Source organism: Streptomyces sp. 12E (assembly GCF_055633275.1).
Map to the genome: position 1 here is coordinate 2,457,618 of NZ_JBVNCJ010000001.1, position 14,284 is coordinate 2,471,901.

A 14,284-nucleotide genomic window follows, 5' to 3' on the forward strand; every position below is an offset into this window, starting at 1 on the left:
CCTGCGCCGGGCACCGCAGGAGGCCCGAGCCAGGGTTCGGAGGGGCGCGGTACCCCCGGCCGCTCCCCGCGGCGAGGACACCCGCGTGTCGTCCGGAGGTCGGTGCGCGTTAACCCGGGCGCCCGTCCCGCGCCGACCCTGGAGTGACCGCAGTGCCCGAACCCTCGTCCCCCCGGCGGCGGACCGCCGCCCAGTTGCTCGTCCTCGCCGTTCTGGCGGCCGCCTTCACCGCGCAGGCCGTCGCCGCGCTGCTCCCCCACGTGCCGCTGCTGCTCGCCTCGACCGCCGTGTCCCTGGCGGTCGAGGGCGTGCTGTACCGGTGGCAGCCCGGCATGGTGGCGCTGTTCGCCAAGTCGCACGCGGACATCACCGTCCGCCACGTGCTGCGCGACCTGCTGCTGGTGGTGGGCCTGCTGCGGCTCGGCGAGCAGCACCGGGAGACGCAGTACGCCCCGCTGGTCGCCGGGCTGCTCGCCTTCTACGCGCTGCACTGCACGGTCCAGGCGGTGTCCGTGCTGGTCCGTCGCACCCGCACCCTGCCGGTGCTGACCCGCAACATCGACGCCTCGGCGCTGCGCCTGTCCCCCGCCCCGGCCGCGCTGCTGCGCCGCCCCGGCCACCGGCTGCTGGTGTTCGGCCTGCCCGCCACGGCCGGGCTGACGGCGACGGCGGTCACCGACGACGCCCGGTACGCGGCGGCCGGTGTCGCGCTGGCGCTGCTGCTCACGTCCGCGGGCCTGGGCGCGCTGCTGCTGCGGCTGCTGCCGGGCCGGCGTCCGGCGGGCGAGCGGGAGGTGCTCGACTGGTTCGACGCGTGGCTGGCCGAGTACCGCCCGACGGTCGGCCTGTACTTCTCCGGCGGTCCGTCCTCCGCCTACCAGGCCAACATGTGGCTGGAGCCGCTGGCCGGGCTCGGCGGGCGGCCGGTGATCGTGCTGCGCGAGCGGTTCATGGTGCCGAGGATCGCGGCGACCGACATCCCGGTCGTGTGCCTGCCGAAGGTGTCCACGCTGATGCGTCTCGAGCGGTCCACGCTCCAGGTGCTCATCCACCCGTCGAACTCCGGCAAGACCTCCCAGGTGCTGCGGATCCCCACGATCAAGCACGCCTTCGTCAACCACGGCGAGAGCGACAAGCTGTCGTCCTGCAACCCGTACGCGAAGGCGTACGACGAGGTGTGGGTGGCCGGCCCGGCGGCGCGCGAGCGGTACGCGCTGGCCGAGGTGGGGGTCGAGGACAAGGACGTGGTGGAGATCGGCCGTCCGCAGCTGGACGCCGTGCGCCCGTACGCGGGTCCGCCCGCCGGTTCCTACGTGACGGTGCTGTACGCGCCGACCTGGGAGGGCTGGGACGGCAACCCGGGCAACACCTCGGTGGTCGCGGCCGGCGAGAACCTGGTGCGGGCGCTGCTCGCCGACCCGGGGGTGCGGCTGCTGTACAAGCCGCACCCGCTGACCGGCTCGGTGGACCCGCGGGCGGGCGCCGCCGACCGGCGCGTGCGGGAGCTGATCCGGGCGGCGAACCGGGAGCGGTCCGGGGCGCGTCCCGCGCCGTCGGGGGAGCCGGCCCGGCGCGCCGCGGAGCTGGACCGGCTCACCACGGCCGCCTTCCGGGCGGGCGCCGACCAGGTCGAGCGGATGCTGGTGCAGTCCGCGCCGGAGCCGGGCCGGGCACAGGCGGTGGCACGGGCGACGGCGGCCTGGGAGGAGGCGTACTGGGCGTCGCTGCCGGAGTGGGAGCACCAGGTCGTCACGGACGTCCGGCCCGGGCTGTACGCCTGCTTCAACGTCGCCGACCTGCTGATCAGCGACGTGTCGAGCGTGATCAGCGACTTCCTGGCGAGCGGGAAGCCGTACGCGGTGGTGAACACCGGCGGACTGCCCGAGGAGGCGTTCCGCGCGGTGTTCCCGACGGTGGCGGCGGCGACGGTGCTGACGCCGGACGCGGCCGGGGTTCCGGCCCTGCTGGAGTCGGTCCGCGATCCGGAGAAGGACGGACTGGCGCGGGTCCGCGCGGAGTTGAAGCTCCGCCTGCTGGGTCCGGCCGACCCGCCGTCCCAGCAGCGCTTCGCCGCGGCCGTCCAGGCCCTGTGCACGGCGTCCCAGGCCCGCCGGACCCGCGCCACCCGGCGCCTCACCGCGGAGCTCCCCGTCCAGCGCCAGGAGACCACCACGAACCCGGCCGCCCCGCGCCTCGTCTAGGGGTGTCGTTCGGATCGGGCCGGCTCCGGCGAGCGGTGCCTCGCAGCCGGGCCCCGCGACCCCGACGGGATCCGGCCGGCACGCCCTGGCTCAGGCCGCCACGGAGGTCAGCAGACGGCGGACCTTGCGGACGGTGCGGCGCGGCAGGGAGTCCACGCCGCCCCCGCGGTAGCCGGGGACCGCGCGGGCCTCGCGCGGGGGGGCCAGGTACACGGAGTCGGGATGCCCGCCGCGCGGTCGCGGAAGTGCGCATGCCGTGCCGCTCGAGCAACGAGCGGCGGAACAGCTTCTGCGCGCTGAGCGTGAACTTGATGGGGGAGGAGTAGACGTCGGTGCGCTCCAGCGTCCTGCCCCACATGGACTTCGGCGCGCCCCGGTTGACGCCCTCGATCCGGCCCAGCACGACGTCGGTGCCGGCCCGGCGGCCATGCCGACCATCCGCTCGAGGGCCTCGGGGCCCAGCCGGTCGTCGGCGTCCAGGAAGAAGACGTAGCGCCCGGCGGCCCTGGCCAGGCCCACGTCGCGCGGGCCGCTGGGGCCGCCCGAGTTCTCCTGCCTCAGCACGGTGACCGGCATCGGCGCGCGGGCCGCGAACTCCTCCAGGCACTCCCCCGTGCCGTCGGTCGAGCCGTCGTCGACCGCGATGACCTCGACGCGCTCCGGGGCGATGGTCTGCGCCTCCACGGAGGCGAGGCACTCGGTCGGGTACGGCATCGCCTCGTACGCCCCGATGACCACGGTGACATCGGGCTGCGCCACGGTCACTTCCCCCTCGTCACAGGGTGTTTCCCCTGTATCGCCTCATTCCCTGCGGGTGAGACGGCGGTTCGAGTCGGGAAGTTGCGTCGGACGCCTGCTTCGGTGGCCCACGTCACAGGGCAGTCGGCGGGCACGCGAAAGGGCTCGGCCCCCCGAGGATCGACTCCTCGGGGGGCCGAGCCCCGCCGAACCCGTCGGGCCGGTCAGTCGACGCTGTCCGCCTCACCGGCCGTCGACGTCCGCGGCACGGGCACCGCGTCCGCCAGCTCCACGTCGGGGCCGCCGGTGGTGATCCGGGCCTCCTGGCCGAGGTTGCGCGTCTCGGCCTTCAGCGCGAGCCGGGCGACCGCGGTGTTGAACTGGTCGATGGACTTCGGCTCGTCCGGGCCGAGCAGGTACTGCTTGAGCTCCTTGCGGTCCTCGGCCAGCGGGTCGGCGGCCGGGTCGCGGACCGCCTCGAGCAGCCCGCCGAGCTCCTTCGCTCCGTTGGACAGGATCACCGCGGCGCGCACCGCCGTGTTCTGCCGCTTGAACTCCTCGACGCCCAGCTCGGCGGAGTCCGTGACGGCGTACGGCTTGCCGCTGGCGATGAAGTCGGAGACCACGCTGGAGATGTCGGAGACCATCGCGTCGGAGACGTTGAAGCAGTCGTACAGGCGCGGCTCGGCGCCCGTGATGACGCGGTGCTCCCAGTCGGGGAAGGAGCGCCAGTACGCGGTGTTCCACTCGGTGCGCAGCCGGGCGATCTCCTCGTGCCGGGCCACGTCGACCACCCCGTCGCGGGAGGCCTCGGCCTCGTCGCCCTTGCCGGTGCCGCCGGACAGCTCGGCCAGCCGGGCCTCGATGCGGGCCAGCTCGGCCCCGGCCTCGGCCTGGGCGGCGGTGTCGGCGGTGAAGCGCGGGTCGGCGGCGCGCGCGGCGGCGGCCTTCTCGATCAGCGCGGTGATCCGCTGGTGGGCGGCCTTCGCCTGCGCGCTGCGGGTGCCGGTGAAGGGGTGCGGCTTGTACAGGACGCGCACCGCCGGGTCGGCCTCGACCAGCTTCTTCACGATGTTCTCGCCGGCCAGCAGGATCGAGGTGTTGCCCGGGTTGTCGTCCCAGCCCTCCCAGGTGGGGGCGTACAGGACGGTCGGCATGCGGTCGCCGGGGACGCCCTGCCAGGTCCGGATCGGGGCCAGCTGCGGACGGCCGACCTCGACGATGTCCTCGTCGCGGACACCGACGTCGGCGATGGCGTAGCGGTCGCGGCCCGCGCGGCCGGCCGTCCACACCTCGTCGTAGACCTTGCTGTACGGGTTGACGCTGGCGAGCTTGTCGCTGTCGCCGTGGCCGATGAAGACGTGCTTCATGGTGGGCACGCGCAGCATGTGGATGTTCTTGCCGACGTTCGCCGCGTACAGCGCGACCCGCACCGTGGACAGGTCCATGTTCATCAGGTGCACCCCTCCGGGCACGCAGACGACGGGGACCGTGGTGGGCGCCAGGTTCTGCAGGATGACCCGCTCACGCAGGATGACCAGCGGACGGGTGTCCAGCTGCTCCATGGTCTCCAGCCACATGTTGACCTGGTAGGCGGAGTCCCTGGAGCCGGAGAAGTACAGCACGGTCTCCGGGCGGTACTCGCGCAGCCAGTCGTCGACCGCCTCCAGCACCTTCTCCGGGCTCGGCGGGGTCCTCCGGCCGCGCGCGTAGGGCAGCAGGGCGAGGACGTACAGGGTGCCCGCGGCCACCGTGACGCCGATGCCGGCGTAGCCGATGGCCGCCGACTCCAGGGCGGCGCCGGCCAGTATGCCGACGACCGCCGCGAGGTCGAGGTGGAGCATCTTCTCCGCGGGCCGGTTCAGCAGTGCGCGCGGCGGCGCGTCCGGGATGCGGATGCGGGAGGCCAGGTCGACGTTGCGGGTGGCGACCGGCATCCGTCGGCGGTTGCGGATCAGCGTGGTGAGCGCGCCGTGCGGGGCCTGAAGACCGTAGAAGGCGATGAAGCAGGCGATCGCCCCGTAGTAGATCAGGTTGTCCGCGAGGGACAGGCGGGCCAGCAGCAGGATCAGCAGCAGTTGCCGGATCAGGAAGCGGATCGACAGGCCGGCCCGCACCTTGCTGAGGCGGCTGACCAGGTAGCTGCCCTTGCGGTGCAGATAGTGGTCCGCCAGGTACGTCACGGCGGCCGCCGCCGCGAAGGCGGGGATGCTCGGGACGAGCGCGGCCAGCATGAGGCAGGGGAAGCCCAGCACCATGAGGACCGCCGCGGCCAGCTCGGCCGCACTGCCCACCCGGGCGACGCGAATAGCGGTGGATATCACGAATAACCTGCTCTTGAAGGGGGAGTGCCGGTTTTGTGCCTGTGCGCAATTCGGGAGGTACGGATTCAGGCCCCCGCGAACTCCCGTCGACTAACCACGTGAACAGGAGGCCGGGGGGGCCTGAATTACGGAAGGCTATTTGGCGGCAATTATTACACGCCGTCCTGACGGTCCAGCACCGCGGCCAGCGCCTGCTCGAACCCGGTGGCCCGCGCCGCGCCCGCCGTCGGATCCTGCTGCCTCACGTCGATGACATGGCCGGTGAGCTCGGACAACAGCACGTCCAGCGAGGTCCTGGCCACCGCCTCGGAGGACAGCAGACTGCCCGAAGGCTCCTGCCCGAAGGCCTTGGTGCGCATCGGCGTGGCGGTGCGCTCCGGGTTGATGCAGTTCACCCGGACGCCGTCGCCGGCCCACTCGTCGGACAGGGCCTGGGTGAGGTTCACCATCGCGGCCTTGGTCGAGGAGTACAGGCTGTACTCGGCGCGCCCGCGGGTGTAGCTGCTGGAGGTGTACAGCAGCAGCTGTCCGTCGGTCTCGGCGAGGTACTTGTAGGCCGAGCGGGCGATCTGCACCGGGGCCAGGTAGTTGACCTTCAGCGCCTCCTCGATGGTGGCGTTGTCGGTCTCGGCGAGCTTGCCGATGCGCAGCACGCCCGCGGTGTTGACGACGTAGTCGATGCGGCCGGTCTCGCCGTACGCCTTGGACAGCGCGTCGTCGACCTCCTCCGGGTTCTCCACGTGGGTGCCGGTGGTGGAGCGGCCCAGCGCGTAGACGGTGGCGCCGTAGGACTCGGCGAGCTCGGCGATGTCCTTGCCGATGCCGTACGAACCGCCGAAGACCACCATGGTCTTGCCGGTGAGCAGCTGCCGGTAGGCCTCCTCGGAGACCTGCTCGGGGGCGGCGGTGGAGGCGAGCTGGAAGAGCTTGTCGGCGATGAAGACGTCGACCGGCTGGGTGACCTTCATGTTGTACTCGTCGCCCGCCACGACGTGGATCGGCACGTCCGGCAGGTACTTGAGCACGACCGAGCAGTCGTCCGTGGCCTGGAAGTTGGGGTCGCCGGAGGCGACCTCGTAGGCGCGGCGGATGGTGGACAGCTTGAAGGCCTGCGGGGTCTGGCCGCGGCGCAGCCGGGAGCGGTCCGGGATCTCCGTGATGAACTCGCCGTCCTCGCCGTGCGTGCGCGTGACGATGATGGTGTCGGCGGACGGGATGGCCACGTCGACGGCCTGGTAGCGCTCCAGCGCGGTCACGCAGTCGTCGATGACGCGCTGCGACAGCAGGGGACGCACGGCGTCGTGGAAGAGGACGTTGCGGTCCTCGCCCTCGGCCAGGCCCTCGCCGAGCGCGGCGATGGCCCGCTCGGTGGTCTCGTTCCGGGTCGAGCCGCCCTCGATGACCTTGGTGACCTTGGTGAACCCGGCCTTGGCGACGATCTTCTCGACGTCGGGCACGTACCCGGGCGCCATCAGCACGATGATGTCGTCGATCGAGCCGGCCTTCTCGAAGGTGGCCAGGGTGTGCTCGATGACTGCCTTGCCGGCGATCTTCAGCAGCTGCTTGGGGATCGACAGACCCACCCGCTGACCGGTACCGCCGGCCAGGATCACTGCGGTGGTACGGGGCTTGGCTATGTGCTGGGACACAGGTGACCTACCTTGGGGCGACAGGGAACCTCGAAATGGTCCCACTTGTGGTTACCGCAGTGCAAGGTGAGCGACCTCCGCCGCATATGTGCGCGCCACCTGTCATTCACCTAGGACTCCGGGCGCCCGGTGAGGGTTCCCGGGACGCACCGTGAATTCTTGTGAGTAACTCCACAGGAGTTATGCCATTGCCGTGCGTGACAGGCGTGACACCACCCGCTCGGCTCAGCGCGGGTGCAGTCGTTTCGGACAGCGGTGACCGAGGACCTTCACGAGTTCCTTCGACGATGTCCGGTGAACGGTACGCCCTTCGTCGGCGCCGTTCGCCGCCGCGACCGCGGTGAGCATCCCGAACAGGGCCTGCGCGGCCGTCCCGGGGGTGAGCCCCGGCTCGTCCGCCGGCCCCGCGGACGCCGGTGCACGGGACGGCGACGCCGGGTCGCCGAGGATCCGCACGCCCATGTCGTCGATCCGCGCGGCCGTCCCGGCGCCGATCCCGGCGGCGGCCTCCGGGGCCCATGGCGGAGTACGGATCCTCGCGTCCCGCGGGGCGGGGCCGCACGCGTTCTTCATATGCGCGGTCGCGCCGTGCCGCACCGGCTTCGAATACAGCTCCTCCGGAAGCCCATTGCCGCGGAATTCCTCGTTGAGGTTCCGCGGCATTTCGGTCTCGGCGAGGGTGAGGGAACGGTTCACGGTCTCCGGGACCGGACGCAGCAGCCCCCGGCAGTCCCGGCAGCGCCTCGAAGGCGCGCATCAGCGCGTCCCGGTCGCGGTCGTCGACCACGACGACGGTCACCCGGCCGGGGCCGGTCGCCCCGGCCCACCGCTCGACCGGCCGGTCGTGCCGGCGCCGGAAGCTGGGGGCGGGCCTGTCGTACGGGGGCCGGCGGAGCATGTGCTCCGGCCACGGCTCGTTCCGGACGTACTGCTGCCACTGCGAGGGCACGATCCGGGCCAGGGGCCGCAGGACGGCCAGGACGTGCGCCCGGTCGCCCCCGAGCTGCTCAACGATCCGGGCGATCGTCGTGTCGTCCTCGGCGTCCGCGAAGAACTCGCCGCTGAGCACGGAGGTGCGCCGCCCGGTGGCCCGCACCCGGTCCAGCAGCCGCTGCCGGTGCCGCTCGGCGGGTACGGTGTCCCCCGTCGTCGCGGGCCGGGCGCAGGCGGCGAGGACGGCCTCGATCGGGTGCCGGCTGTGCGCCGGGAAGCCGACGCCGTGCCGCGCCGTCTCCTCCTTCGCGGCGGACAGCGCGCCCTGAACGGCGGTGGTGCCGGTTTCGTGCGGACCGATGCGCAGCCGGCGGATGCCGGCGGGCAGCGGGGGACCACGGCGCCGGTGGCCGGGAGTTCTTCTCTCGTACGGTCGGTGTCCATGCCGGGGGACGGCAGGACGGCTCGCCGAGGAGGCCGTGGGAGGAGCCCGGGACCCACCTGAGTGCCCGCCCCCGCCCACCGCGGGCGGTCGTCCGCGGTGGGCGGCACCGGCGGGCGCCGGGGGTGCCCCCCTCCGGGGGAGGCACCCCGCGGGCGCCGGGCCGCGCGACCCGTCCCCGGCCCACTCAGACCAGGTGCACGCCCGGCCGACCGGCCTCCACCCGGAGGCTCGCCAGCGTGCTCGGGGTGGCCCGCGGCTTCACCACGGTGTCCACCACCCGCACGCGCGCGTCGATGCCGCCCCGGCGGATGTCGAACAGGTGGTAGCCGCGGTGGGCGTCGAGCAGCTTCCAGTGCGGGTTGTCCGCGCGCCGCGGATCCCACTGCGCGCGGAACGCGGTCTGGTCCTGGTCGCCGTTGCTGGAGATGGAGGTGCCGACGAACTCGGCGCCCACGACCGCGGACCTCGGGTCGGCGAAGTCCGCCTTCAGGTCGCTGACCATCGTCAGATGGCGGTCGCCGGTGAGGACGACGGGGTTGCTGACCCGCCGGAACTCCTGGAGCAGGGCGTTGCGCTCGGCCTGGTAGCCGTCCCAGGCGTCGTAGAACCAGAGCTTGCCCTCGCCGACCTGGAGGTCGGTCTCGGCCATCATGATCTGGGAGGCGATCAGGTTCCAGCGGGCGGGCGAGTGGCGCAGCCCGTCGACCAGCCAGCGCCTCTGCGCGGCCCCGAGCATGGTCAGCGACGGGTCCTGGGCGCCTTCCTGGGTGGTGGCCTGGTCGCTGCGGTACTGGCGGGTGTCCAGCACGTTCAGCCGGGCCAGCCGGCCGAAGTCCAGCCGGCGGTGCATGCGGATGTGCGGGCCGTCCGGCACGGCGGTGGCGCGGACCGGCATGTGCTCGTAGTACGCCTGGTAGGCGGCCGTCAGCCGGGCGACGAACGGGTCGTGCGCCTGCTTGTCGGGGTCCTGCGGGATCTGGCCGGCGAAGTCGTTGTCGACCTCGTGGTCGTCGAAGGTGACCACGAACGGGGCGTTGGCGTGCATCTCCGCGAGGTCCGGGTCGGAGCGGTACTGGGCGTACCGGTTGCGGTACTGGGTGAGGCTGTACGGCTCACCGGTGCCCTCGTGGCGCCGTACGCCGGTCGCCGAGGGGCCGGACTCGTAGATGTAGTCGCCGACGAACACCACGACGTCCGGGTCCTGCTGCAGCATGTCGGCGTACGGGGTGAAGTAGCCGTGCTGCCAGTTCTGGCAGGAGGCCAGCGCGACCTTCAGACGGCCGCCGGAGCTGTGCGGAGCGGGCGCGGTACGGGTGCGGCCGACGCGCGAGAGCCGCCCGCCGGCGCGGAAGCGGAACCAGTACGTGGTGTCCGGGCGCAGCCCGCGTACGTCCACGTGGACGCTGTGCCCGTACGCGCGCCGGGCCGGGGCGACACCCCGGCGGACGACCTTCCTGAAGCGGGCGTCCCGGGCGACCTGCCACTCCACGGCCACGGTGCGGTCGGGCATGCCGCCGCCGTTCAGCGGGTCCGGGGCGAGCCGGGTCCACAGGACTATCCCGTCCGGGAGCGGGTCGCCGGAGGCCACGCCCAGGCTGAACACGCCTTCGGGCAGCTTCGCCTCGGCCGCGTGCGCGGTGGCCGGCAGCCACAGCTGGGCGGAAGCGGCGGCGCCGAGCACCGCGGCGCCCGCGGTCAGGACGCGACGGCGGTCGGGCTGAACTGCTCCGGTCATCGGCTGACTCCCCTGCCTCGTGTGACGCTTGGACACGGGGAAGCTCGCGGTCCGGGCGGTCCGCCCGCTGAACACCTAAGTGCGCGTGCATGACAAACAAAAGGACAACGGGAAACCCGCCGCGGCACGGGAACGTCCCGTGGACACGACGGGTCCGTCGGGTGAGCGGCGGGCCACGGCCGGGCTGACGGGTGCCGCACCGGCCGCGGGCGCGCTCGGGGCGGGGAGGCTCCCGCGGTGGGCGTCCCGTCGTGGGGCCGGCCGGGCCGCCGTTCAGTACGGCCGGCCGGAACACCCGTCGGTCACCCGGGTGTTCGCCCTCCTCCCGCGGTCACTCCGACCGGAACGGCTCGAAGCCCTCGTAGGCCTGCTCGGACTCGTCCCGTTCGGCCTGCTTGTCCCGGCGCCGCTGGGCGGCCGGACGGGGCGCCTCGAAGCGGTGGTCCTCGCCGCGCCGGCCGAGCATCTCCGCGCCGGCGGTGACGGTCGGCTCCCAGTCGAAGACGACCGCGTTGTCCTCGGGGCCGATGGCGACGCCGTCACCGGACCGGGCGCCGGCCTTCATCAGCTCCGCCTCGACGCCGAGGCGGTTGAGCCGGTCGGCGAGGTAGCCGACGGCCTCATCGTTGTTGAAGTCGGTCTGGCGGACCCAGCGTTCGGGCTTCTCGCCGCGCACCCGGAACAACAGCTCCCCGTCGACCTCCTCGCGGGTGACGGTGAAGCCGGTGTCGTCCACGGCCTTGGGCCGGATGACGATCCGCGTCGCCTCCTCCTTGGGCCTGGCGGCCCGCGCCCGGGCCACCAGGTCGGCGAGCGCGAACGACAGCTCCCTCAGCCCCGTGTGGGCGACGGCCGACACCTCGAAGACGCGGTAGCCGCGCGCCTCCAGGTCGGGGCGCACCATCTCGGCGAGGTCCTTGCCGTCGGGAACGTCGATCTTGTTGAGGACGACGATGCGGGGGCGGTCGCCGAGACCGCCGTACTGCCGCAGCTCCTCCTCGATGATGTCGAGGTCGGAGACGGGGTCGCGGTCGGACTCCAGCGTGGCGGTGTCCAGCACGTGCACGAGCACGCTGCACCGCTCGACGTGCCGCAGGAACTCCAGGCCGAGCCCCTTGCCCTGGCTGGCCCCGGGGATGAGGCCGGGCACGTCGGCGATGGTGTAGACGGTCGACCCGGCGGTGACGACGCCGAGGTTCGGGACGAGGGTGGTGAAGGGGTAGTCGGCGATCTTCGGCTTGGCGGCGCTGAGCACGGAGATCAGCGACGACTTGCCCGCGCTCGGGTACCCGACCAGCGCCACGTCGGCGACGGTCTTGAGCTCCAGGACGACGTCCTGCAGGTCCCCCGGCTCACCGAGCAGCGCGAACCCGGGCGCCTTGCGGCGCGCGGAGGCGAGGGCGGCGTTGCCGAGCCCGCCGCGTCCGCCCTGGGCGGCGACGTACGACGTCCCGTGCCCGACCAGGTCCGCGAGCACGTTGCCGGCCTTGTCCAGGACGACGGTCCCGTCCGGCACGGGGAGGACCAGGTCCTGCCCGTCCTTCCCGGACCGGTTGCCGCCCTCGCCGGGCTTGCCGTTGGTGGCCTTGCGGTGCGGGGAGTGGTGGTAGTCGAGGAGGGTCGTCACGGACTGGTCGACGGTGAGGATCACATCGCCGCCGCGTCCGCCGTTCCCGCCGTCGGGCCCGCCGAGCGGCTTGAACTTCTCACGGTGGACGGAGGCACAGCCGTGACCTCCGTTACCCGCGGCGACGTGCAGTTCGACGCGGTCCACGAAGGTGGTCATGGGATGTGCCTCCAGTTACTACGGGGTTGTCTCTTGCCCAACACGCGAAAGGCGGACCCGCTTCCCGTGAGGGAAGTGAGGTCCGCCTCGCGAAAGCTTCCGGTCAGGCGACCGGAACGATGTTCACGACCTTGCGGCCACGGTGGGTGCCGAACTGCACCGCGCCGGCCTGCAGGGCGAACAGCGTGTCGTCGCCGCCACGGCCGACGCCGGCGCCCGGGTGGAAGTGGGTGCCACGCTGGCGGACCAGGATCTCACCCGCGTTGACGGCCTGACCGCCGAAGCGCTTCACGCCGAGCCGCTGGGCGTTCGAGTCGCGACCGTTCCGGGTGGACGATGCGCCCTTCTTGTGTGCCATGTCTCCTCAGTCCCTTACTTCGCAGCCGCGGGGATCTCAGTGACCTTGATCGCCGTGTACTGCTGGCGGTGGCCCTGACGACGGCGGTAGCCGGTCTTGTTCTTGTAGCGCAGAATGTCGATCTTCTGGCCCTTGTGGTGGTCCACGACCTCGGCCTGGACCTTGATGCCGGCCAGCACCCACGGGTCGCTGGTCACAGCGTCGCCGTCGACGACGAGCAGGGTCGAGAGCTCGACCGTGTCGCCCACCTTGGCGGTGGAAATCTTGTCAACCTCAACGATGTCGCCGACAGCAACCTTGTGCTGGCGACCACCGCTGCGCACGATGGCGTACACGCGGATCTCACTCTCACTCGAAGAACGGCACCCCCGCAGGCCAGCCGCCCGGCCAGGAACACGGACGACCTCTCCCGGCCACCGGAGCACCCGGAAGGAAGAGGTTTACGGGGATGTGGCGGTCCCGATGGACACGCCGACGGTCAAGGTTACGGGGCCCTGACGTGAGGGTCAAACCGGACCTCGGACCATCCGGGGAACGGGAGCGGACGCGGGGCGGGCCGGACGCGGGGCGGGCCGGACGCGCGTCCGCCGGGCCGGGGGCGTCCGGCCCGGCGGAGCGGCCGGCGTCAGCCGGCCACGGCCTGGATGCGGCGGCGGATCGGCGCGAACGCCGAGCGGGGGCGGCGCAGGTTGCGGGCCCGCATGAGGGCCGGCCAGAAGTCCGCCCCGAGCAGGATCTCGCCCTGGACGGCGTTCTTGCGCAGCAGGACCTCCTCCGGGACGACCTGCGGGTCCTCGGCGCGGTACTCCTCGATGATCCTGTCGTAGTTGTCCTTCAGCACGGTGCTGGTCGGATCGGCTCCGAAGACCGCCACGACGCCGGTCGGCTTCGTGTCGAGCTCCACCACCACCAGATCGGGACGGAAGCGCCGCAGCACCTGCGCCACCTTGAACACGTCGCCGGTCCACATCCCCGTGTGCCGGTCGCGGGCCGCCTCGTCGACGTTGCGCGGCAGCATGTCGTCCAGCACGATCACGCTCGACCAGCGCGAGTGCCGCTCGACGTTCATGAAGTCCCGCAACGCGAACTCGAACAGGTGCATGCCGTCGATGAACGCCAGATCGAGCCGCGGCTCACCGCCCAGGAGGTTCAGCGGATCCCGGCGGGCGAGCGCGCGGAACGGGTTGCGGCCGTTGCGCAGGTGGATCAACGGGTCCTTGCGGCCGAAGAAGGCGTCGCTCGTGGCCTTGACCAGGTGCACGTCGCAGCTGACCTCCGACGTCACCTTGAACGCCGGATCGACGGCGACCGTGGGAACCCGGGACAGCGTCAGGCTGCGACCGTCGTTCACTCCTATCTCAAGGTAGTTACGGGGGCGGTAAACCTTGTGCAACTGGCGGAGGAACCCGTGCCGATCCACGTAAAGCGCGCCCTTCACTGATGGGTGACGACCAAGCGATTCACGGAAACTAGCGGGGGTGCGACCGGGGAGTAAACACTTACCGCCCAGTAACTTAAGGGCCTTTCAGAGTTCCGAGCGATAGGCGACGCACTCCTCGTAGCGGGGCAGCAGCCCCTGCTCCGCCGCCTTTGCCAGCGTCGGGGCGGCGGCGTCCTTGTCCGACAGCAGCGGCTCCACGTCCGCCGGCCATGCGATGCCCAGCTCGGGGTCGAGGGGGTGGATGCCGTGCTCCCGCTGCGGCGCGTAGCCCTCGGAACAGAGGTAGACGACCGTCGCGTCGTCGGTCAGCGCCAGGAAGGCGTGCCCGAGACCCTCGGAGAGGTAGACCGAGGCGTGCGTCTCGTCGTCGAGCCGGACCAGCTCCCACTGCCCGTAGGTGGGGGAGCCGACCCGGATGTCGACGACCGCGTCGAGCACGGCGCCGCGTACGCACTTCACGTACTTGGCCTGGCTCGGCGGCACGTCGGCGAAGTGGATGCCGCGCAGGGTGCCGCGGCGGGAGACCGAGCAGTTCGCCTGGGCCAGGGACAGGTCGTGCCCGGTGCTCGCGCGGAAATCCGCTCCGCGGAACCACTCGTGAAAGCTGCCGCGCTCGTCCGGGAAGACGCTGGGCTCGTGGACCCAGGCGCCTTCGATCGAAAGGGGCTTCATGG

At 72.2% G+C, this 14,284-nt stretch carries 10 protein-coding genes and 1 pseudogene; 1 reads left to right on the forward strand and 10 read right to left on the reverse strand.

All coding sequences use genetic code 11. The features are described 5' to 3' along the window. The first annotated feature begins 152 nt into the window (after window positions 1-152). The gene (locus tag ACZ8ZB_RS11565; RefSeq protein WP_470737628.1) at window positions 153-2,201 is read left to right on the forward strand and encodes a hypothetical protein; all 2,049 of its coding nucleotides are present in this window, start codon (window positions 153-155) and stop codon (window positions 2,199-2,201) included. A gap of 247 nt (window positions 2,202-2,448) precedes the next feature. On the opposite strand, the pseudogene ACZ8ZB_RS11570 reads toward ACZ8ZB_RS11565, so the two are convergent. The 10 genes and pseudogenes from ACZ8ZB_RS11570 to rfbC all read right to left on the reverse strand — a co-directional run. Further along, window positions 2,449-2,966, reverse strand: a pseudogene (locus tag ACZ8ZB_RS11570) (glycosyltransferase family 2 protein); the annotation flags it as partial. Window positions 2,967-3,163: 197 nt separating this feature from the next. Next, window positions 3,164-5,233, reverse strand: a complete 2,070-nt coding sequence (locus ACZ8ZB_RS11575) for a hypothetical protein (protein ID WP_470741463.1) — start codon at window positions 5,231-5,233, stop codon at window positions 3,164-3,166. Window positions 5,234-5,415: 182 nt separating this feature from the next. Further along, a complete protein-coding gene (locus ACZ8ZB_RS11580) occupies window positions 5,416-6,912 on the reverse strand; it encodes a D-ribitol-5-phosphate cytidylyltransferase (RefSeq protein WP_470737629.1) in 1,497 nt (498 codons plus the stop codon). Between the two features lie 225 nt (window positions 6,913-7,137). Further along, the gene (locus ACZ8ZB_RS11585; protein ID WP_470737630.1) at window positions 7,138-7,608 is read right to left on the reverse strand and encodes a hypothetical protein; all 471 of its coding nucleotides are present in this window, start codon (window positions 7,606-7,608) and stop codon (window positions 7,138-7,140) included. An 866-nt stretch (window positions 7,609-8,474) separates the two neighbouring features. Continuing rightward, window positions 8,475-10,025 (reverse strand): alkaline phosphatase D family protein, encoded by a 1,551-nt coding sequence (locus ACZ8ZB_RS11590; RefSeq protein WP_470737631.1) that lies wholly within the window; start codon window positions 10,023-10,025, stop codon window positions 8,475-8,477. A 331-nt stretch (window positions 10,026-10,356) separates the two neighbouring features. Next, on the reverse strand, window positions 10,357-11,811 hold the full coding sequence (gene obgE, locus ACZ8ZB_RS11595) for a GTPase ObgE (RefSeq protein ID WP_470737632.1): 1,455 nt from the start codon (window positions 11,809-11,811) through the stop codon (window positions 10,357-10,359). Window positions 11,812-11,914: 103 nt separating this feature from the next. Next, window positions 11,915-12,169, reverse strand: a complete 255-nt coding sequence (gene rpmA, locus ACZ8ZB_RS11600) for a 50S ribosomal protein L27 (protein WP_003976205.1) — start codon at window positions 12,167-12,169, stop codon at window positions 11,915-11,917. Between the two features lie 14 nt (window positions 12,170-12,183). Continuing rightward, complete coding sequence (gene rplU, locus ACZ8ZB_RS11605; RefSeq protein ID WP_004931419.1) at window positions 12,184-12,504, reverse strand: 50S ribosomal protein L21; 321 nt, start codon at window positions 12,502-12,504, stop codon at window positions 12,184-12,186. A gap of 290 nt (window positions 12,505-12,794) precedes the next feature. Beyond that, window positions 12,795-13,589, reverse strand: a complete 795-nt coding sequence (locus ACZ8ZB_RS11610) for a class I SAM-dependent methyltransferase (RefSeq protein ID WP_470737633.1) — start codon at window positions 13,587-13,589, stop codon at window positions 12,795-12,797. A gap of 105 nt (window positions 13,590-13,694) precedes the next feature. After that, window positions 13,695-14,282: a dTDP-4-dehydrorhamnose 3,5-epimerase gene (gene rfbC / locus ACZ8ZB_RS11615; RefSeq protein WP_470737634.1), complete on the reverse strand. Its 588-nt coding sequence runs from the start codon at window positions 14,280-14,282 to the stop codon at window positions 13,695-13,697. Window positions 14,283-14,284 lie beyond the last annotated feature (2 nt).